This window comes from Cellulosilyticum sp. ST5, from assembly GCF_046529625.1.
GTDB lineage: Bacteria > Bacillota > Clostridia > Lachnospirales > Cellulosilyticaceae > Cellulosilyticum > Cellulosilyticum lentocellum.
In genome coordinates this window covers 4,392,796-4,414,663 of sequence record NZ_CP132338.1, presented here as the reverse complement: position 1 = coordinate 4,414,663, position 21,868 = coordinate 4,392,796, and the positions used below count along the sequence as shown (strand labels likewise).

13 protein-coding genes and 1 pseudogene are annotated in these 21,868 nt (G+C 35.7%); 6 read left to right on the top strand and 8 right to left on the bottom strand.

Annotated features, from left to right (window positions below; all coding sequences use genetic code 11):
- Nucleotides 1-91 precede the first annotated feature (91 nt).
- Entirely contained in the window at nucleotides 92-679 is a 588-nt protein-coding gene (locus QTL86_RS21180) for a hypothetical protein (RefSeq protein ID WP_127064628.1), read from the top strand.
- 121 nt (nucleotides 680-800) lie between these two features.
- Nucleotides 801-1,205 carry a hypothetical protein gene (locus QTL86_RS21175; protein WP_013658658.1) on the top strand — a complete coding sequence of 135 codons (405 nt, stop codon included), beginning with the start codon at nucleotides 801-803 and terminating at the stop codon, nucleotides 1,203-1,205.
- 32 nt (nucleotides 1,206-1,237) lie between these two features.
- Here the strand turns inward: QTL86_RS21175 and QTL86_RS21170 are convergent, their stop codons facing one another.
- The gene (locus QTL86_RS21170; protein ID WP_127064630.1) at nucleotides 1,238-2,275 is read right to left on the bottom strand and encodes an HD-GYP domain-containing protein; all 1,038 of its coding nucleotides are present in this window, start codon (nucleotides 2,273-2,275) and stop codon (nucleotides 1,238-1,240) included.
- Between the two features lie 328 nt (nucleotides 2,276-2,603).
- On the opposite strand from QTL86_RS21170, the pseudogene QTL86_RS21165 reads away from it, so the two are divergent.
- Both QTL86_RS21165 and asnB read left to right on the top strand, forming a co-directional pair.
- Nucleotides 2,604-4,245 (top strand): annotated as a pseudogene (locus QTL86_RS21165) (ammonium transporter).
- Between the two features lie 141 nt (nucleotides 4,246-4,386).
- A complete protein-coding gene (asnB, locus tag QTL86_RS21160; protein ID WP_127064632.1) occupies nucleotides 4,387-6,225 on the top strand; it encodes an asparagine synthase (glutamine-hydrolyzing) in 1,839 nt (612 codons plus the stop codon).
- A gap of 13 nt (nucleotides 6,226-6,238) precedes the next feature.
- Here asnB and QTL86_RS21155 read toward each other — a convergent pair whose 3' ends face one another.
- Entirely contained in the window at nucleotides 6,239-8,665 is a 2,427-nt protein-coding gene (locus QTL86_RS21155; RefSeq protein WP_127064633.1) for an ATP-dependent DNA helicase, read from the bottom strand.
- Nucleotides 8,666-8,816: 151 nt separating this feature from the next.
- On the opposite strand from QTL86_RS21155, the gene QTL86_RS21150 reads away from it, so the two are divergent.
- Entirely contained in the window at nucleotides 8,817-10,310 is a 1,494-nt protein-coding gene (locus QTL86_RS21150; protein ID WP_410495972.1) for a DHH family phosphoesterase, read from the top strand.
- A 165-nt stretch (nucleotides 10,311-10,475) separates the two neighbouring features.
- Here the strand turns inward: QTL86_RS21150 and QTL86_RS21145 are convergent, their stop codons facing one another.
- Nucleotides 10,476-13,421, bottom strand: coding sequence for a TIR domain-containing protein (locus QTL86_RS21145; RefSeq protein ID WP_410495971.1), 2,946 nt, complete (start codon nucleotides 13,419-13,421; stop codon nucleotides 10,476-10,478).
- 210 nt (nucleotides 13,422-13,631) lie between these two features.
- Nucleotides 13,632-15,653, bottom strand: a complete 2,022-nt coding sequence (locus tag QTL86_RS21140) for a beta-galactosidase (protein ID WP_410495970.1) — start codon at nucleotides 15,651-15,653, stop codon at nucleotides 13,632-13,634.
- Nucleotides 15,654-15,937: 284 nt separating this feature from the next.
- Between QTL86_RS21140 and QTL86_RS21135 the strand changes: the two genes are divergently transcribed.
- Nucleotides 15,938-17,419 carry a sialate O-acetylesterase gene (locus QTL86_RS21135; RefSeq protein ID WP_127064637.1) on the top strand — a complete coding sequence of 494 codons (1,482 nt, stop codon included), beginning with the start codon at nucleotides 15,938-15,940 and terminating at the stop codon, nucleotides 17,417-17,419.
- Nucleotides 17,420-17,531: 112 nt separating this feature from the next.
- On the opposite strand, the gene QTL86_RS21130 is transcribed toward QTL86_RS21135, so the two are convergent.
- The 4 genes from QTL86_RS21130 to QTL86_RS21115 all read right to left on the bottom strand — a co-directional run bounded on the left by QTL86_RS21130 (nucleotide 17,532) and on the right by QTL86_RS21115 (nucleotide 21,803).
- On the bottom strand, nucleotides 17,532-18,782 hold the full coding sequence (locus QTL86_RS21130; RefSeq protein ID WP_127064638.1) for a UDP-N-acetylglucosamine 1-carboxyvinyltransferase: 1,251 nt from the start codon (nucleotides 18,780-18,782) through the stop codon (nucleotides 17,532-17,534).
- A 95-nt stretch (nucleotides 18,783-18,877) separates the two neighbouring features.
- Nucleotides 18,878-19,762 carry a two-component system regulatory protein YycI gene (yycI, locus tag QTL86_RS21125; protein ID WP_127064639.1) on the bottom strand — a complete coding sequence of 295 codons (885 nt, stop codon included), beginning with the start codon at nucleotides 19,760-19,762 and terminating at the stop codon, nucleotides 18,878-18,880.
- 103 nt (nucleotides 19,763-19,865) lie between these two features.
- Nucleotides 19,866-21,251, bottom strand: coding sequence for a hypothetical protein (locus QTL86_RS21120; RefSeq protein ID WP_127064640.1), 1,386 nt, complete (start codon nucleotides 21,249-21,251; stop codon nucleotides 19,866-19,868).
- Between the two features lie 24 nt (nucleotides 21,252-21,275).
- Complete coding sequence (locus QTL86_RS21115) at nucleotides 21,276-21,803, bottom strand: hypothetical protein (RefSeq protein WP_127064641.1); 528 nt, start codon at nucleotides 21,801-21,803, stop codon at nucleotides 21,276-21,278.
- Nucleotides 21,804-21,868: the final 65 nt, after the last annotated feature.

Below are 21,868 nucleotides of genomic sequence, written 5' to 3'. Positions count from 1 at the left end.
CAGGAAAAATAATGTCAATTTCTGTTTTGCTGCATATTATGACATTGAGGGCGCTACTCAAATATAACGAATTAAGTGGAGGGATTTTAATATGTCATGTGGATGTAATAATGAAAGCTCAAACTGTGAACACAGCTGTCATAAATCTAGCTGTCAAAAGCAACTCTCTGATGCAAATAAAGCTATTTTAGATGCTGCATGTATTCTTTTTAACTATATCGATAAATACGATTTAGATGACGATGAAAAAGACGATTGTGATGATAGTCATTGCTTTGATGATGATAAACATGACTGTGGCTGTGACCGTTGCTTAGATGATGATGACTGCGACTGTAGCCGTTGCTTAGATGATGATGACTGTGACTGCCGTCATTCTAATGATGACTGTGGCTGCAATCATCGTCGTCATCGTTGCTCAGATGATGATGACTGTAACTGCAGTTGTCGTCGTCACCGTTGCTCAGATAATGATGACTGCGGCTGTGGTTGTCGTCGTGATTGTCGTCGTTGTTCTAGTGATGATGATTGTGGTCGCCGTCATCGTCGTCATCGTCGTCACCGTTGCTCAAATAATGATGATTGTAACTGTGGTTGCAACAACTTCTTTGATAGTAGAGAAAAGCTTGAAATCATTGCCAGAAAAAATCGTCATAGCTGCAGTTGTTGGGGCAGATAATTACCCACTCTAACTTAATTGCTTGCAGAGACATCATGTCTCTGCTTTTTTATTGCTTTGTTGTCATCTTAATAACTTAATAGTTACTTTCCTGCATAGTATGAAGTAGGAGGTGATCATCATGTTAAATCCAATTAAGGTCTCAGAAATCAATAAAACTATAGAAGTATCTACTGAAACACTTATTAATAATGAGCTTGAAATTACTAACACTTCATCTGGATATATTAATAATCTTAAGATACTGATCCAAGGCAATGATTTTTCTATTCTAGAACAAGCTATTATTAGACAACGTGGCTCCTTAAACTTTTCTCCTACTGAAAACTGCTTAGAATTAGGCAACCTTGCTCCAGAAGAATCTGCTTTTTTCGAGTACAAGTTTATATCTTCTAGAAGCTTGTCTTCTCTTTCTTCTCATTTAACAATATCCTATAGTCTAGATAGCGCTTCTGAAGAAAGAAAGCAGATAGTTGCTGAACTTCTTATTCCTTCCGAAAATGAAGTGTTCTTAAAACAAAAATAAAAAGGATGCCTAAGCATCCTTTTTATCTATCTTTAAAAAACCTTTACTATATCTATTTGGCTTTGTACATAAAGGTCAATTAATTTGTCATTAACCTTTACAATAGGTCTATATACCGATTGCGGTTGAATAGCATATATCTCTGCTATTTCTCCACTACTTAATAAAACATGATTACCTATATAGTAATTCATGATATTATTACAAAATTCAAGGAGTAAATCCACCTCAAAAGCTCTAAGCTGTGTGCTTCTTAATTCTTTAATCACATTAAAAATATGTTCTTTTTGTCTTAACTCATCATAAGTATCTGCTAGACCTATAATCTTAGCTATATCGCTAATCTTATCTTCCCTTAAACTTAGTGGAAATCCAGAGCCATCACATCGTTCATGATGTGTTAGTACTGCTTTGAGTACTTCATTATCTAACTCGTTAAACTGTGCTAATTTTTCATATCCAAAGATTGGATGCCTCTTATAAGCTAGACGTTCCATTAGGCTTCCATCCATATCATTTTCTTTTAATGCGATGGTTAAATCTATCTTCCCTACATCATGTAATAAGCCCGCTAAAACAAGTTGCTCTAATCTTTGTTCACTATACGCTCTCCATCTCCCCATCATAAGAGAAAGAAATGCCACATTAATACTATGAGTATAGCAATCTTCTTGTAGCTGCGTAACAAGATTAACACATGCTAACAGGTTGAAGTCATCTTTAAAATTTTTAATCATATACTGTGCTAAATTCTTTAGATCTTCAATATTAAGTGCTTCGCCTACCTTATTCTCTCCTTCAATAATACGTTTTAAGGTAGTAGCATAATCTTTATAATATTCTACAATAGTTTCATCCGTCTGCCAGATTTTTTCCTCAGTATTGATATCTACCCATACTTGCGTATGTTGAAAATGATGGACCTTCTTAATACTTTCCTTGGTTAGTTTTCCACCTCTAGGTAAAAGTATCGCCCCTGTCTTTTCATCTACAATAGGTTGAAGCAAAACCATCCCTGGAAGACATTTTGACAATGGAATAATAATTTTTTCTCTAGCTAACTCTCCCATGCTCTATTCCTCCAACTCTAGAATCTACCACTTAGTTTTATAAATTAACTTATATTATTCTACTAATTATTTTATCATTTCAAAGAAATTATGTCACTATATAAGTCATTATTTAATTAATATTTAATATAAGAGTTTTATTTTGTTAATTTTAAATCAGATTAAAAAAATATATTTTTCAAAATATCTTGACAAAATCTAAACACATGGTTATTATATGAATCATATTAAATATCGTGACATAGACAAAGGGGTCTATATATATGCTTTTGCATATATATAGACCCCTTTTGTTTGTTTCACAACTTTTATTAGGGAGGGTTTTATTATGGAAGATGTTACTTCTTGGGTAAATGCCATTTGGCTTTTACTTGGCACATGTTTAGTATTTTTTATGCAAGCAGGTTTTGCAATGGTAGAAACAGGTTTTACTAGAGCAAAAAATGCTGGGAACATTATTATGAAAAACTTAATGGACTTCGCTGTTGGTTCTATTATCTACTGGATTCTTGGGTTTTCCTTAATGTTTGGTGACAGCATCGGTGGTTTCATTGGAGCACCTTATCTCCTTGATGGTTGGAGTGGCAATTCAAACTTTGTTTGGATTATATTCCAAACTGTCTTTTGTGCCACTGCAGCTACTATCGTTTCAGGGGCTATGGCAGAAAGAACTAAATTCTCTGCTTACCTTATTTATAGCTTCTGCATCTCAGCTTTCATCTATCCAGTTGTTGGTCACTGGGTTTGGGGGGGAGGATGGCTTGCTAATCTTTCTACACCTTTCCATGATTATGCTGGTTCTACAGTAGTTCACTCTGTTGGTGGCTGGTGTGCTTTAGTTGGTGCTAAAGTACTTGGACCTCGTATTGGTAAGTATGGTAAGGATGGCAAGAGTAATCCTATTCCTGGACACAGTTTAACACTTGGTGCCTTGGGAGTATTCATCCTTTGGTTTGGTTGGTTTGGCTTTAACCCTGCTTCTTCTGCAGATGGTACTAATGTACTACTTAATGGCCGCGTATTTGTAACTACTAATATTGCCGCTGCTGTTGCTGCTACAACGACAATGATTGTTACTTGGGTAAAATACAAAAAACCAGATGTTTCTATGACACTTAATGGTGCTCTTGCTGGACTTGTAGGTATTACAGCTGGTTGTGATATGGTGTCTGCATGGGGTGCCATGGCTATTGGTTTAATTTGTGGTATTGTAGTCGTTATAGTCATTGAACTTCTTGATCACAAATTAAAAATTGATGATCCTGTAGGTGCTGTTGGTGTTCACTGTGGCTGCGGTGTTGTTGGTACACTCTGTGTTGGTTTATTTGCTGTAGAAGGTGGTTTATTCTACGGTGGTGGTGCCAGCCTTCTTCTTTCACAAATTATCGGTGTGGTTTCCGTAGCAGCTTGGACTATTCTTTGCATCTCTATTTTATTTGCTATCATTAAAAAAACAATCGGTCTTCGTGTTTCACCAGAAGAAGAAATTGAAGGCCTTGATATCTGCGAACATGGCCTTTCTAGCTCTTATGCAGATTTTGAGGTTAAAGCTTAAGTTTTTATGACGATAAACTATAGGAAAGAGCAATGCAGAAATCAAATAATTTAAAGGAGGAACTATGATGGATGCAATTACAAAAATTGATATTATCACAAGACAAAGTAAATTCGAGGAGCTTAAAGATGCCCTTAATGAAATTGGTATTACTGGTATGACAGTTTATCAAGTACTTGGTTGTGGTAATCAGAAAGGTAAAACAGAACTTTACAGAGGGAGCTCTCGCACCATGGATTTACTTCCAAAGGTAAAAGTTGAGATTTGTGTCTCTGAAGTACCTGTTGATTTAGTTGTTGAAACAGCTACTAAGATTCTTAGAACAGGCAAAATTGGTGATGGTAAAATTTTCGTTTATCCTGTTCAAAACGTTGTTAAAATTCGTACAGGCGAAACAGGCGTTAAAGCCCTTTAAGCCGCTAGATGGTTTCATAAAGCTAAGAAATCCTAAATATACTAAAGAGGAAGCATTTATTCGCTTCCTCTTTTCTGCGTTTATGAGATAACTTAATTTCAAAAAGCTCTGTTTATATTACTCAAAAAGGAGTGAGCCCTTATGTGTGGTTTTGCTGGCATTGTAGATTTCAAAAAAATTCTTACTAATGAACAGGTTCATCTAGAAAGCATGACTGATACCTTAAAAATGCGCGGCCCTGATCAACATGGCTATAAATCTTATCCTCATGTTCTCTTTGGGCACAGAAGACTCATTGTTGTAGATCCCAAAGGTGGTCTTCAACCTATGACTAAAGAACAAGGTGGCTTTCAGTACACCCTTATTTACAATGGCGAACTTTACAATACAGAAGATATTAGAAAAGAACTCCTTAATAATGGGTACCAATTTGATTCTTACTCAGATACTGAAGTGCTTTTAACAGCTTACATGTGTTGGGGGGTTAATTGCGTCGAAAAGCTTAATGGTATATTTGCTTTTGCAGTTTATGATGAAAAACTTGAGCAGGTTTTATTAGTACGTGATCAACTAGGCGTTAAACCTTTCTTTTATAGCATTCAAGGTACCACTCTTATTTTGGGTTCAGAAATTAAAACAGTTTTAGCTCATCCCGCTATTTCTCCTACCGTGGACAGAGAAGGACTTACAGAAATATTCGGTTTAGGGCCTGCTGTCAGACCAGGTAGTGCTGTGTTTAAAGAAATAAGTGAACTTCCCCCTGCTCACCTAGCTATTATTAATAAGAAAGATATCGTCATTAAAGAATACTGGCAGCTAAGGGCTACTGAAAATCATGAAACGTTGGAGGAAGCTACCGAACATTTACAACATTTACTTATCGATGCTATTGAACGCCAATTAGTCGGTGATGTACCTTTATGTACTTTTCTGTCAGGTGGCTTAGATTCCTCTGCTATTTCTGCTATTGCTGCTCGTTCTTATAAAAAGCGTAATAAAGTACTTACCACCTATTCTCTTGACTACGAAGATAATGATAAATACTTTAGAGCCTCTATCTATCAACCTACTTCCGATCAATATTGGGCACTTCAAATGGCTGAGTTTATCCAAAGTAACCATCGTACTTATACGATCAAACACGATGAGCTAGCTTATGCTTTAAGGTCTGCTGTTTTAGCTCGTGATTTACCTGGTATGGCAGATATCGACTCTTCTCTCTTCTTATTCTGCAAAGAAATTCGAGAAGATTTTATAGTTGCCTTATCTGGTGAATGTGCCGACGAAGTTTTCGGTGGATATCCTTGGTATACTAGGCCTGAACTTAGGAACCTAGAGACCTTCCCTTGGTCCAATTTTGTTCGAAGCCGCAAACAGCTCCTTTCTCCTGAATACGCCTCTCTTCCTCTTGAAGAAATGGTCCAAGAAAATTATTTAGATAGTCTAAAACTTGTCCCTCAATTAGGTTATGAATCTCTTGACAGACAACGTACCAGAGAAATTTTCTATTTAAATATGAAATGGTTCATGGTTAACCTCTTAAACCGTAAAGACCGTATGAGTATGGCTAATAGCTTAGAAGTACGTGTACCTTTTGCCGATTACCGTTTAGTCGAATACGCTTTTAATTTGCCAGATGACTATTTATTCTATCAAGGCAGAGAAAAAGGACTCCTTCGTAAGGCACTTAAAGGCATTTTACCTGAAGATATTATTTATCGCAAAAAGAGTCCTTATCCTAAAACACACAATCCTATTTATACGCAGCTTGTAAGTGATATGCTTAGCGAAGTTTTGCAAAATAAAAATGCGCCACTCTTTACTATTATTAATAAAGAGTTTGCGCAGAAATTAGTAGATACCAAGGGTGAAGCTTATACAAGGCCTTGGTTTGGTCAGCTTATGACAGGGCCACAACTTATTGCTTATCTTGTTCAACTTAATATATGGCTTGAGAGCTACAAAGTAAAGTTGGTATAAAAGAAAACCGAGATCATTCTATTTGCTCCCAGAAGCGTTTGACATAGGATGCTATTTCTGGTGTTTTTACTTTTTTAGCCTGGTAAAACTCTGGTGTTAGAAGACTTTCGTAAAGAGGGGTATTGAAACGGTCATCTATTAGCAAGATACTTCCTTTATCTTCTTCTGTTCGAATAAGACGTCCTACTGCTTGTAGTACTTTGTTAATGCCTGGGTAAGTATAGGCATAGTGGTAGCCGTCTTTTTCTTCTTCATCAAAGTGATTTTTAATAAGGTCTCTTTCTAGGCCAAGCTGTGGTAAGCCTACACCTACTACCACTACCCCAATAAGCCTATCTCCTGTTAAGTCTATCCCCTCAGAAAAGATGCCTCCTAATACGCAGAAGTTGATGGTGGTGGTATTTGGATTGGGGACAAACCTTTCTAAGAAGCCTTCTCTTTGTTCTTCACTCATTTCACTGGTTTGCTTATAGACTTCATATTTTAACCTTCCTAAATCATCATATACTGAAAAGTAACTCTCATTTTGTAAGTCAGATTGTAAGTCAGAATCCTCTTTTTTTTGACTAGTCATGACCCTTAGATGCTCAAATACCTCTAACATATATTTATAAGATGGAAAGAACACCATGTAATGTCCTATTTTTTGTTCTACTAACTGACAAATGGCGTTGCAAATCTTTGTGTAACTTCCTTCCCTATGTCTATATCTAGTGGATACATCCGTAGTCATTAGCCTTAAAGCATTTTCTTCTATAAAAGGGGAATCAAAAGCTATGGCCTTATCCTCCTTACCTCCTAGCATGTATTTATAATAATCAATAGGCAAGAGGGTAGCCGAGAAGAAGATAGCACTTTTGCAAGTACTTGTAATGCTACTAATAGCAGTACTTGGATCTATACAAAACAGCTTTAATCTCACTTCTTGTCCACTACTTTCTCCATAAACGACATAATGTTCATCAAAAAGTTCATAGATACGATTAAAACTATAAGCCTCAAAATACAAATCTATTAAATCAGCTGGTAAATTATTTTCTCCCCCCTGCTGCAGCTTTTTATCACATGCAGCTATGAGCCTTCTATTAATCTGATAAAGTGTTTTAGGGGCCTCCTTACTAATATAAACCCCTAATTCATCTATATATTCCCTTCTTAAATCTAAAAACCACTCATTAAGCTTTGTAAGTTCTTTAGAAATAGTAGGGTAGCCTTTCCCTAAGTTTTTCTTCACACTTAAGACCTGTCTTTTCGAAAGACTAGCAGAATACATTTCTCTCGCACGATCAACTAGGTTATGTGCCTCGTCTACTAAAAGCACAAAATCTCTGTTATCTGCAAATCGCTTTAGTCCTACACTAGGGTCAAATACATAGTTATAATCACAAATCACAATATCTGCCCATATAGATAAATCAAGGGCTAATTCAAAGGGACATACCCGATGTTTTCTAGCGTAATCCTCTACCATGCTTCTAGAAATTAAATCTTTCTCATTAATAATCTCATAAACCGCGTCATCTACCCTGTCATAATGGCCATTGGCCCATTCACAATAATCAGGATGGCACTGCCTTTTGTCACAAAAACAAATCTTGTCTTTAGCAGTTAAAGTAATCGTTTTAATCTTAGCCCCTTTTTCGTATAAGCGCACAGCTGCTTCTTCTGCAATGGTCCTAGTAATGGTTTTTGCAGTAAGATAAAAAATCTTACTGCCATGTCCTTCTCCCATAGCCTTTAAAGCCGGAAAAAGTGTAGACATGGTCTTGCCTATGCCTGTTGGTGCACTGACATAAAGGTTATTGGTTTGCTGAATACTTTTATAAACACTAACAGCTAACTCTCTTTGCCCCCTGCGGTAGCTTTCAAAAGGAAAGGCTAGTTCCTTTAAAGAACCGTCCCTCTTTTTAGTCCACTCCATGTAAAAGCGAATCCATTTTGAGTATTTCGTAATAACCTGATTAAAGAAAGCTTCTAATTCTTCAAAGTAGAAGCCTCTTTGCAAATGTTTGATTTCTTTTGTTTCTATATGATAATAGGTAAGGCGTACCTGCATTTCCTTCTGAGCATTTTCTTTAGCATAAAAATAAGCATAACATTTAGCCTGAGCCCAGTGAAGAGGATTGTAATTCTCATCAATTAAGCTTAGGTCTTTAGTTGTAGTTTTGATTTCATCAATAGTAACCCCTACTAGGTCTCTAATAATCCCATCTGCTCTACCCTCTACCACAAAGATGATGCCATCCTTTTCGCACTCATGAACCATTTTGACCTCTGCCTCATAATTAGCCTCCATACTTTCTTGAATCTTCTTATGAGCCAAGGTTCCTAAAACAGCCCTATTGCTACTAGTTACCCCTGAGGTGATACTTCCTTCTCTGAGTACAAATTCTACTAGCTCTCTAACGGAGATTTTCACTAGTCCTTCACTAATACGCATTTTTTAGGCCCTTTCCCTTTTCATTCTTCTTCCATTATACAACACATTTCCTTCTAAAATACTTTCTTTATTTAAAAGCTTTTACAATTATAATTGTATATTTTATTCTAAATTTATATAATAGTTATAAATCTATATATAAGGAGGGCTTATGAAACTATCCGATTTAATAACTACTGCTCCCATTACTATCCAATGCCATGATAATCCCGATGCAGATGCTTTAGGTGCAGGCTATGCTTTATATACCTATCTTAGGCTTAAGGGGTGTGACACTAGACTCATCTACAGTGGGCATTTTCAAATCCAAAAAACAAATCTTGTGGCTATGATAGACCTTTTAAATATTCCCATAGAATATACCAAAATGACCAAAGTAAATGGGCTTCTCATCACTATAGATTGTCAATATGGCGCTGGCAATGTAACCCTCATAGAAGCTGATGATGTTGCTATTATTGACCATCATCAAATCGAGATAACCAATGTTGAAAAAAGTGAAATCTGCAGTTTTTTAGGCAGCTGCTCTACTTTAGTATGGCAAATGTTTTTGGATGCCGGCTTTGAGGTTAATGAATTTCCTCTTATTGCTACTGCCCTATACTATGGTTTATTTACAGACACTAGCCAATTCGCCGAACTCTATCATCCACTAGATAAAGATATGAGAGATCATTTACATATTGATGAGAGCATTATTAAACGCCTCAAAAATTCCAACCTTTCTTTAGCCGAAATTGAGATTGCAGGCCTAGCACTCATTCGTTATACCTATAATGAAGTCTATCGTTTCTCTCTTATCAAAGCACGTCCTTGTGACCCTAATATTTTAGGACTTATTAGTGATATGATGCTCCAAGTAGATACGGTTAATACCTGTGTGGTCTATAGTGAACTTACTAATGGCATTAAGCTTTCTGTTAGAAGCTGCGTGAAAGAAATTAAAGCTAGTGAACTGGCAGCTTATTTAACTGAAGAAATTGGTTCTGGCGGAGGACACCTTGAAAAAGCTGGTGGCTTTATTAATCAAAAGCTTTTTGAGAAAAGTTATCCTGGTCTATCCTCAGAAGCTTATTTCTTAAACCGACTAGACAGCTATCATAAGAGCTATGATATTGTCGATGCTGGTACTTATGTAATGGATACCTTTGATATGCCACTTTATCAAAAGCTTCCTATTCCTATTGGCTATGTAGAAACGATGAAGCTTTTACCTCCTCATACACCAGCTATTGTGAGAACTTTAGAAGGTGATATCGACATTACTGCCTCTGAAAATGTATATATTATGATTGGTATTGATGGCGAAGTATACCCTATTCAAAAAGACAAATTTGAACGTAGCTATGAGAGGTTATCTAGTGGCTTTGTTTTAGATGACGCTCAGTATTTCCCTTCTATTAAAAATAAATTAACTGGAGAAACCTTACTCCTTAAAGACCACGTACAATCCTGCCTAGCTAGAGGAAAGGTACAAATCTATGCTAAGCCTCTTACAAGAGTCACTAAAGTCTTTACCGCTTGGGATAAAAGCAAATATATGTATGGTGCCATAGGAGATTATATTGCCGTACGTAGTGATGATCCTCATGATATTTATATTATTAGAGGCGATATTTTCTTAAAAACCTATGGTAGGATTTAATATCTCATTACCTATTAAAATAGATGACTACCTAAAGGAGTGACTTCTAAGTATTTCCATTAGGCCTTAAATTTAGAGCCTATGTAAATACGCTATGAACGCCTAGTAGGTAGCCATCTATCTCATTTCCTAATACAGTTAATTATGCATGAGTTACTCTTATTTTTACTCTTGAATAAAATATTGTTCCTTTTCTTGTTCTGTAAGTGTCCTACCTACTAACTGCTTCTGAGCTTCTTCTACTAACATTTCTGCTGTATAAAAAGGAACTACATAAAGCTTCTCATAATCTCCTCTTATAAATTCATCACACTTATCATTAACAGCTATAATCGCTTTTAAATACCCTAGTCTTTTTTGATTTTGTAAGTTATAAACTAGTAGTTCATTTTGTTCAGTAGTAATTGCCATTCTATTTTCTTCCTTGTAAAAATGAATACCTGTCATAGGAGAGGGTAAATTTTCTTTTAACTGCTCACGCATCTTTGTCTCTAACGAATAATACCATACCGTAGTATCTTCATACCCTAACCAAAGTGTTTTACTTTCTTCATCAAAAACAAAATAGCTTAAGGCAAGTCCATCGTTTTTTAATACATCTGTTATCTTCCCTGTTTTTAAATCAATTAGCTCTACACTATTATCCTCTAAGCAAACAGCTATTGTGTCCTTATTGGCAATACAGTTTAGCACACCTTCTTCCTTTAAGACCTGTCCCTTGGTAGTTTGTATATCTACTAGGCTCAACTGTCCTGCTTTGTCCAAAGTTAAGAACCGTCCCTCATCTATTATACTAAGGCTTACTGCATCTACTGTTTCAATTGTTTTATAAAGCTCTAGATTATCTTCTTTAACAATCTGCACCTCAGTATCACTAACCAAGTAAAAGTAAGGTGCTTTATAGTATATTTCTTCAGCTAGTTCATTACTAAAAGCTTCTTTAAAAGTACCATCTAATCCCCAAACCTCGATGCCTTTTCTAGCACTAAAAATATAAATGCTTTGATTGTCCTCTAGAAAGCCAGCCTTTCCTGCATACTCTTCCATTGGAATACTGGTAACTAGTGCTTGCTTATCCATATGCCATATATAGGCCATGTCACCTTGATTTGAAATAGTATATGCCCACTTACCATCTTTACTATATGCCCCTTGCTCCATACTCCCTTCAAAACCTTCTAGGGTAGCCTTAGGTGAACCAGACATATCTTTATAAATATAACCCTTCTTGTCTTCACCTGTCGTAATCACGATTCTGCCACCTGCATAGTTTAAGTCAGTAATGCCTGACGAATGATTAAAACTAGCACTATCATATAAACCACCTACATCTAGCATAAGCGTCCTTACAGAACCGTCCCTCATCCCACAAAGCGCCAAATGATTACCTAGTAAACAATAATTCATAATCGTGGAGGACTGGGCTAGACTATATTGGACTTTGCCTACAGTAACATCTACAGTTTCTAGTACATTTCCTTTTGTCATCACTAATTGTTGTGGATTTTCTGGGTTAACTCTAAGCATTTCTATCATAGATTCACTTGAATCTAGCTGCCATACTTCTTCTGCTCCATTAACTCCAATACGCATATAACTTAGATTACCTCGACCATTGCCATAGAAATATTCCATCTCATCTTTATATTCATCATTACTTGAAACAGCTAATGACCTCTCATCTATGAATACTAAACCAGATAAAATCTTATATTTGCTTTCAAAGGTCGTTAGCCACCTTTTATTGATTAAATCCCAAATATGTACCTTACCATCTTGTCCTATAGCTAGCACACTCATATCTTGATTCCAAGTCACCTGCATCTCCCTATAACTATCAATATCTAGTCCTACTAGCTCTCCTATTGCTTGCTGCTTTTCTGCATCATAAAGCCTAACTGTATCTCCTACTACTAAAATCTGCTTTTTATCAGGACTCAAATAAAATTTATTGTAGGATTCCCCTGCTATTTGCCAGCTGAGCTGATTCGTAGCAACTTCTGTCAACTTTAAGCCTTCTTCATCTGAAAGGATATAATGCTTATCTTCTATAAATTCAAAACTATCCATCCTAAGATAGCTGTTTCCCTTTTTAACAACACTTTTTAACTCCCCTGTTTCTAGGTCCCAAATTTCTATATAGCCTTCCTCACTTAATGTAGCTGCCCATTTTCCCTTTGGTGAAAGTTTAGAAAAATATAAGGGTCTTGAATAATCTAAAGTCTTCTCTGGCACTAATTTAAAATCATATTTGTAGACATAGAGCGCCTCACTCAGTGCATAAAGAGCTTCATCCATAATAGGCTTTTCTGGCGTAGCTAAACTCTTGGGCAAAGCTTCTTTACCCACTAAAATGGCCTTCATTCTATCGCCTTTTTCTAATAATCTAAGGGATTGATCCGCCAAAGCTCTAGACTGAGTCGCCAGCTTTTCTCTCATCTGTACACCAATTTGCCATACACGCCAAGCATTGAAGGCCCCAAAGCCTCCTAAAAGCAGCGCACAACCTAAGGCTAATCCCATTAGCTTCTTCTTTCGTCTTTCCTTATGACGCTGTTTTAAGTCATCATAGCGGCATCCTGCAATCGGAGCAATCAGCCTAAGTATTTCCTCCTCTAGCTTTCTTTCTACTTCTTTTTTATTTGCTCCTCTAATGTCTGTCGCTAACGGTTCTACCTTTTCTTCTACTGTAACTAATTCCCCGTTCTCCTCGTAAGTCCTTATATGTACTCTTAAAATATCCGGAATGACTTCTTCTACTTTTCCTTCAATAATCAGTAGTAATATACGTTCTGGCCCATTTAAAGCTTTAAAAGTAGTAATTTCTTTCATCACCCATGGCGACTGTGATGTTCTAGAAGAGCCTATTAAAATAAGGTACTTAGAATCACATAATGCCTCCTCTAGCTCCTGACTTAAGCTAGAGGAACTCATTAATTCTTCCCTATCTCTAAACACACGATTAAGCTTTTTCCTACCAATTTGTTTGGCTATATGTCTTGGTAAACTGTAAGTTTCTAATTTTTTATGAAGTTTAGCTGCTACAAAGTCGTCTAGCTCACCATGTCTATAACTAATAAACGCATCATAACGATAGTTCTTTTCTTCCACAGTTTTCTCCCCTAAACATGTTATTTTGTTTATGTTTATTATATATTAATAAACTGAAATTTGTAACTATTTAGCCAAGTTTAAGAAAGAGAATAGTAGAAGAACACAGAAAATGAGAAGGATAACTATCTTATGAGTAGTTATCCTTCTCATTGCCATAAACACTACACTCTATCCATACGATACAGTTTATCCTCTGTCTTATTTCTATTAGAAACTTGCTTTTAATAACAAAACATCTTTTGCACTAAGATTTAAGACTTCTCCTTTTTTGTAAATACTGTCCTTTAGTAAATCTACATATGCTTGGTCAAATGTTATTTCTTTAGCTTCTTGATTATGATTAAGAATAAAGGTGTATTCTACTCCTTCTTTATAACGTCTTGTAACTTCCATCCCTTCGGGTAAAGTCATAATAGGGTTAATTTCTATTTCTTCTAGACGTTCTTTAAGGAAATCAAAGAAAAATTCTTGGCTAGAGCTACTGCCAACATACCAAGCTTTACCTTGCCCAAAATGATTGATGGTAATAGCAGGTGTTCCTGCATAGAAATCTTCACCATAGACCGCTACTACTTCCGCTGTTTCTAAGTGGATCAAATCACATAACAGCTCAGCACTATATGTACGTCCATCTGTCATAACAAGTTTATTTGCTTCTCCTGGTGGTAAGGCATCAATCTCCTCTACCCATATGCCCATAAGTTCTCTTAATTTTCCTGGATAGCCACCTATAGTCACTAAATCATGTTCATCAACAATGCCACTAAAGAAGGTCGTTATAAACTGACCACCTGCTCTTACGAACTCTTCTAGTTTCTTATGGTAATCACCTTTTATCATATAAAGTACTGGCGCTATAACTAATTGGTATGGGGACAGGTCTGCATCTACACCGATAATATCTATATTGATATTTTGTTTAGCTAGGGCTGTATAATACTTAGAGACTTCTTTGATATAACGCAGCTCTTTACTTGGACCTGCTGAATATTCTAGCGCCCACCAGTTATCCCAGTCAAATAAAATAGCTACCTTAGACTTTACTACGGAGCCAATAATTTCATCACCTAACTTTTCAAGCTCTGCTCCTAGAGCTGCACATTCTTTAAATACTCTGGTTTCCCCTGTGCCCACGTGATCAATTAATGCACCATGATATTTCTCACAAGCCCCAATAGATCTTCTCATCTGGAAGTACATAATCGTATCAGAACCATGTGCTACAGCTTGATAGCTCCAGAGGCGCATTACTCCAGGCCTTTTTAAGTTATTATAAGGCTGCCAATTCGTCACACTAGGTGTTTGCTCCATTAAAGCAAAAGGTAACCCATCTTTAAGTCCTCTCATTAAATCATGATCCATCCCCATCTTATAATAAGGATCATCAGTAGAAGGATAGTTATCCCAAGAAACAAAATCCATATATTTAGCCCATTTATGATAATCTAATTCTTTATAAAAGCCCATGAGATTAGTCGTAATTTGAATCTCTGGTGTTATACGTTTAATAGCTTCATACTCTTCTTTGTAGCACTCTAGCATACTATCTGAACTAAAACGTGCATAATCTAGGGAAATACCCTGGAACATACTTCTTTCCCATTCAAAGTGCTCACTTTGAAGATTAGGAACAACGATTTCATCCCAAGCATAAAAGGTATGTCCCCAGAAGCTTGTATTCCATGCTTTATTTAAAGCTTCTAAAGTCTTATATCTATTTTGTAACCATACTCTAAAGGCTTTTTCACAAGTATCACAATAGCATTTCCCACCAAACTCATTTGAAATATGCCAAGCTACAATGTTATCATAGTCTTTATAACGTTCTGCTAGCTTAGCCGCTAAACGCACTGCATATTTTTTATAAACTAAGCTATTAGGGCAAGAATTATGGCGTCCACCAAACTTCCTCCTCATGCCACTAAACTCTGTGCGAAGAATCTCCGGATACTTTTTAGCCATCCAAGCTGGGTGAGCTGCTGTAGAAGTGGCTAGACAAACCTTTATATTGTTTGCTTTTAAGTAGTCCATTTCCTTATCTAACCTTGAGAAATCATATTCTTCTTCACTTGGCTGAAGCATAGCCCAGTTAAATACATTGAGCGTTACAACATCTACCCCAGCTTTTTTAAAAAGCTTCATATCTTCTTCTAGTATTTCCTCTGGCCATTGTTCTGGATTATAGTCGCCACCAAATAAAATTTTCTTTACCTTCTCATCATTAATCATAACTTTCCCTCCCATTGTCATCTATCTTTTCTTTTTACACCTTTGCTATCAAACTTATCCTAACATAAGGCTTGCCTTATGCCTATCAGATAAATTGGTGAATATTTATCCCCATTTTTGAACTTTTTTAGATTACAATCCACAATTTTGTCCAGTTATCCTTAGCATTTTTGTCAATAACAATTAGGAGAGGTTATGATATAAAATAGGGCTTAGTAAAAGAAAATACACATTAATAATAAAAATATATTTCTAAAGACTACGTATCACAAGGAGGATAAGCCGTGGGTGAGGTTTTTCAGTTAGCAGAGATTTTTAATAGTCATATGGTTTTACAAAGGGATGCTGCCATTAAGGTATGGGGAAGTGGGCCTAATAAGAGTAGAGTTATACTCACCATTAGCCAGCAGTTACATTCTACAATGATTAGTCATAATAAATGGTGTATTACTTTAGAGCCTTTGTGTTTAGGTCCCAGTTTAGAGATGAAGGTAACTTGTGGCGATGAGACTATTATTATAGCTGATATTTTAGTAGGTGATGTCTACCTCTGTAGTGGTCAGTCTAATATGGCTATGCCACTTAGAGAAACAAATAATGGGGATTTAGATTTGTATTCTATTAACTTACCTGAGATACGTATTTGTGATATGGTCGTTAAGCCATATGAGGGTAGCACCGCTTACATAAGTCCTGATGATACTATAGGTTGGGAAATTAAAACTTCTGATCTTAAGTGGCAGCCTTGCACCTGGCCACATATTCATAACTTTTCTTCTATAGGCTACCATTTTGCGAGTCACTTATATAACGCTTACAAGATTCCTATTGGTATAGTCAATTGTTCTTTTGGTGGACGCCCTATTTGCACTTGGATTAGAGAGGACTATTTTAAGGAAGACGATGAGCTACTTGCTTACTATAAAGACTTCGAACAAAGACTCAAGGAAGTAGACCCTCTTGCCTACATGAAAGCCTTCGGTGAGTATCTCGTTAATATCTGTCACTATATTAGTAAACAAACTACTATTTGGCCTACAGAACCTTTTGGTCCCTTTGATACCAATACGCCTTCTGTTCTTTATCATGCTATGCTAGAGCGCATTGTTCCTTTTCATTTTAAGGCAGTACTATGGTACCAAGGAGAAAGTGATGAACTCATTTCTCATCTTTATGCTAAACTTTTTAAAATCCTTACTAAAAATTGGAGAGAGGTCTTCGAAAATCCTATTTTACCTTTCTTCTATGTACAGCTTCCTAACTTTAATACACAAGCCGATCCTCATGACCCTTATTTATGGGGTAAACAGCGTTTAGCTCAGGAACAAATAACAAGAACCGTCCCTCATACTTACATGGTGGTAACTACTGATATTGGCGAAATGGAGGATATTCATCCTAAAGATAAAAGGCCTGTAGCTACTCGTTTAGGAAATTTAGTACAAAAGTATCTCTACAACGAAAATAGTGCCGCTGAAAGTCCTAGATTACAAGATGCAAAGCTTATAGGCTCCTATATTCATCTTTTCTTCCAGGGTGACGGCTTACCTCTTGCTAAACCTAATGAGCCAACTTACATCAATGTAGTAGATGACCTAGGAAAGAATCATCTCGTCTTAGCAGAGGTTGAGGATAGAAAAATCCTCTTAGATTGCACAGCTACTCCCAAGCCTCTAAAGGTTCACTACTGTCTTGAAAGCGCTTGTGAGGCTAGAATATTTGATAGTAATAATCTCCCCATAGCACCATTTTGTAAGGTATTATAGCATCAACTTATAGGATAAATATTGATATTTATTCAGAATAAAAATAAAAGGCAATACTTAGAAAATTTTCTAGTATCGCCTTTTATTTTTTATTATATTTTTATACTTTATATTATCTACGTTCGATATCTGCGCCTAATACCTTAAGCTTTTTCTCTATGGCTTCGTAACCTCTATCGATGTATTTAACATTTTTAATATGTGTTTCTCCCTTAGCACGAAGCCCAGCTAAAACCAAGGCTGCTCCTGCTCTAAGGTCTGTGGCAGCTACTTCTGCCCCTGTTAATTCACTTACGCCTTCAACTGTAGCTGTACGTCCATCTACTGTGATTTGGGCCCCTGTTTTCTTCAGCTCATCAATATACTGGAAACGATTGTCCCATACGCCTTCAATAATTGTACTTTTACCATTAGCTATGCTTAAAAGTACTGCCATTTGTGGTTGAAGGTCTGTTGGGAAACCTGGATGTGGTAGTGTCTTCACATTAGTGCCTTTAAGAACCTCTGGCGCTGTTACTCTAATGTAATCATCACCTTCTTCAATCTTAATACCCATTTCCATCATTTTTAAGCTCACTGAATACATGTGTTCTGGAATAATATTTCTAACATATACATCACCACCTGTAATAGCACCGGCAATCATGTATGTTCCAGCTTCAATTTGATCTGGAATAGCAGCATACTTACCACCTGTAAGTCTCTCTACCCCCTTGATACGAATCACATCTGTCCCCGCACCTTTAATGCTTGCACCTGCTATATTAAGGAAGTTAGCAACGTCTACTACATGTGGCTCTTTTGCCGCATTTTCAATAATCGTTGTTCCTTCTGCTAAGGTTGCTGCAAGCATGACATTAATCGTAGCCCCTACACTGACTACGTCTAAGTAAATTTTAGTTCCAACTAATTTTTCGGCATAAGCCTTAATAATACCATCTTCAATGGTTACTGTTGCTCCTAATGCTTCAAAGCCTTTAATATGCTGATCAATAGGCCTCACACCAAAGTTACACCCTCCTGGCATGGCTACCTCTGCCTTTTTGAAGCGTCCTAAAAGTGCCCCTATTAAATAATAGGACGCTCTAATATTTCCAACAGCTTCATTGGTTGCCTTATAACTATATAAGGTAGAACCATCTACTTCTAAGGTATGTTCATCCTTTAAGTGAGCTATAGCACCTAAGTCTTCCATAGCACTTTTTAATTTAATAACATCATCTATATATGGTAAATTTTCAATTTCACTAATTCCATCTACTAAAAGAGCTGCAGGTAAAATGGCAACTGCTGCATTTTTTGCTCCATTAATTACTACATCGCCTACCAGACGCTTTCCACCTCTTATATACAACTCGCTCAACCTTAACACCTCTTAATTATTATTTAACAAAGCATTGCACTCTATGCCATCTTAGATTATAACATTAAAACTAGTAAATAAAAAGTTTAATTTCATTATTTGACAATTTCATTGGTATAAGCATTAACAAATAACGGTTTTTCTAAACCATCCACCTCAATTTTATACATTGGTACAATTTCTTCTCCCCACAAATTGCTTCCCTTTTTCTCAAGTCTTTTATACCCTAAGGTAATATCCTTTATAACAATATTCCCTTCTAAGGGAATGTATTCCTCAATACCGAAAAGAACTAAGTCTATAGGCGTAATTCTCTGTTTTCTACCATTTGCTGCATTCACTTCTCCTAAGTAAATTGTTGCACTTCCTATGCCATTTGCATACACCTTTATTTCAATAGGCAAATCAAATATAGGAATATACTCAAAGATAGGATAATAGGTTATGATTACACTATTCTCCTCTTCTTTTATTTCAAAGTAAGCATTTTTATAAAGCTTGCCTACCCCAAGCCTTTTGATAAATGCTTCTGCTTTTGCTTTTGCTTCTGTAATACTAGGTTTAATACCTAATAAATTGACACCCGTATTCGTATATGTTATTTCTTCTTTATCAAATGCTAAACGCTCATCTTCTTTATTAAAATAATAAACTTTGGACGCAAAGTGTTCCTTACTATTCTCTGTAGAACGGCTTACTTTAGACAAATCATTCCCCCAAAAAACTTTGACTAAATTACTTCTTACTGCTACATTATCGCCTGTATAACTTAAAGTAGCTGACATCTTAGGAGCAAATTCTTTAGGTAATTCGGCTTCTAATGTGATACCACTTTCTGTTAATAACCCTACGATGTTATTTATCCTGGTTTGTGAAAGCTGATATTGTGTCCCTCGTCTAATGCTAATAAAAATAAACAATATCAAATTAATGCCTATAAATAATAAAATAAGCCTCTCTAATATTTTTCTTCCATTCATTTCCATCCCCCATATCCGGAAATATAGGATTTTATATTTCCCATAAAATAAATATAACAAAAAAAATTGACAATGTGAAGTAACTTCGCATTGTCAATTTTTTCTACGGAAAGTACCACTCATCTTCAAATAAGGTTGCCCAATCAAAATCTATCTTTGATTCTACACTTTGAATAATATAAGCACACTCTATATAATCTAACGGTTCTGCTTCTAAATCGCTTATATTACAAAGCTGCAATGTATCATTGATAGCACCTTTAACTTCTCTTGTTAATTCCTTATAGCTTGCTACATCCTTATTGATCATTTCTAATTCTAGCATAAGCCAACTGCCTCTTACAATTTGATTACTTTTTATAGCTAACTCTAAAAATTCATTGGTCTTGAGCTCGGTTTTTATATGGTCTGTAAGTAACACTTCGAAGTCTTCATAACGATAACCAAAGCGATAAATAGTTTCTTCTGATTTCTCATCTTCAACGATTTCTTTTAAATAAAGTCCTTTTTTAAGTTGCTCTGGAATAGCTTCTGACTCAGCAATAAAATTATTAATCTTATTCATTTTTTCTACTGCCGATAGCTTAATTGTATCTCCTGTTATTAACTTTTTAAACTCTAGAACACCCTCATTAGAATATCTAATATTCAAATTAAAAGAATCGCTAAAAATAATCCCCTCTGGTGTAATACTGTAATCCTTATATGATGGATTCTTAAAAAAAACATTAATATAGCTTTCTAATTGATTAATCTGCTCGGCTTCTGTTTTTCCTGTAATAATCGGCTTTATATACAGCTCTTTATAAGGAATTGGCAGATTTTGATTATCTAATGGATAAAATACATTTTTTAAAAACGCATTACTATAATTATTAAATAAGCTGTAATTAGTATTTAATAAGCTCGCTTGATAGGTTTTAATCCCTTCAATCTTATTTTCATCATTATAGTGTTTAATTGTTTTATTATGTAACTCTAATCTGCCTTCTAAAGTAATTTTTGCAGTAACCTTCTGCTTTTCATTGATAAGATAAATATAGTTACGATAACTATCGCTCTCGCTAATATCTATAAAAATTTCAGAAATCTTATCCATTTCCTTTTTACTATTTTCTTTATTGACTGTAAAACCTAAAATTTCATCTATGCTTAAACTTAGTCCATATTCATATACGAATCCCTGCCTTGCTAATAGTTGGGCATAAGTATATTGTTCTTCTAAAGCAATTTTATATTGCCCTTTTTTCATCTCACTAACTAGTTCTGTTAAAAGTCCTAATCTGCCTTGGTCATTATCCCCATCAATTTTATAAGCCAGACCGCTTTTGTTAACCCATATCTCCTTTGGCTGAGTCACTACATCACTGGAGGTTTCACCTAAAAAATTATGGCTTGACGTATCGCCAAGCCATAATATTGTAGTCTGCCATATGCATAATATAATGAGGGTGCCTAGGATACCAAATCTAATGAAATTATTTCTCATATGCTCACCCTTATCTTGCTTTGATTATAAGTTTGCTTTAACCACGAAACTTTCAATTGCTTTTTTGTTTTCTGCACTTTCGCGTTTGATATAAAAAACCATTACATCCTCTTTTTTATCTGCTTTATTTGCATAAGTAATTTTAATCTTATTGTCACCTTCTAAAAGTTCTATAAGTTGTTCAAAACCTTCTGAGGTATCAACCTTTATAGTATAGGTGTTACTAGCTTCTTCACTATACTCTTCTTTATTAGCTGTTTTATTATAAATAGCAATTGTGATTTCTGTTCCTTTATTCACATTACCTATTAAAAGCTGCTTACCTTCAAAGGTGGTATTAGCTACTTTTAAGCTTGAGTTGTTACGGGCGATTTTAACGTAGCCATCCTCACTTACTAAATAATCGATGGACTTATCATCTTTTTCCTCTGTTACCACGTTCACATTAACACCTTTAACTGCTTCTTTTGTATCATTAGCATAAATGGCACTAGCATATAAGCTCATCATTACAAATACAAATAAGAAAACCAAACCTTTTCTTCTTTTCATGACTACAATCCCCCTTTCTCCGAACCTAAAAGTCATCTATTATTAACTTTCCATTTGTCATATAG

What these genes read in the sequence shown, in the direction of transcription:
- QTL86_RS21180 (WP_127064628.1), top strand. Translation starts at nt 92, where the DNA reads ATGTCATGTGGATGTAATAATGAAAGCTCAAACTGTGAACACAGCTGT.
- QTL86_RS21175 (WP_013658658.1), top strand. Translation starts at nt 801, where the DNA reads ATGTTAAATCCAATTAAGGTCTCAGAAATCAATAAAACTATAGAAGTA.
- QTL86_RS21170 (WP_127064630.1), bottom strand. Translation starts at nt 2,275, where the DNA reads ATGGGAGAGTTAGCTAGAGAAAAAATTATTATTCCATTGTCAAAATGT.
- asnB (WP_127064632.1), top strand. Translation starts at nt 4,387, where the DNA reads ATGTGTGGTTTTGCTGGCATTGTAGATTTCAAAAAAATTCTTACTAAT.
- QTL86_RS21155 (WP_127064633.1), bottom strand. Translation starts at nt 8,665, where the DNA reads ATGCGTATTAGTGAAGGACTAGTGAAAATCTCCGTTAGAGAGCTAGTA.
- QTL86_RS21150 (WP_410495972.1), top strand. Translation starts at nt 8,817, where the DNA reads ATGAAACTATCCGATTTAATAACTACTGCTCCCATTACTATCCAATGC.
- QTL86_RS21140 (WP_410495970.1), bottom strand. Translation starts at nt 15,653, where the DNA reads ATGATTAATGATGAGAAGGTAAAGAAAATTTTATTTGGTGGCGACTAT.
- yycI (WP_127064639.1), bottom strand. Translation starts at nt 19,762, where the DNA reads ATGAATGGAAGAAAAATATTAGAGAGGCTTATTTTATTATTTATAGGC.
- QTL86_RS21120 (WP_127064640.1), bottom strand. Translation starts at nt 21,251, where the DNA reads ATGAGAAATAATTTCATTAGATTTGGTATCCTAGGCACCCTCATTATA.
- QTL86_RS21115 (WP_127064641.1), bottom strand. Translation starts at nt 21,803, where the DNA reads ATGAAAAGAAGAAAAGGTTTGGTTTTCTTATTTGTATTTGTAATGATG.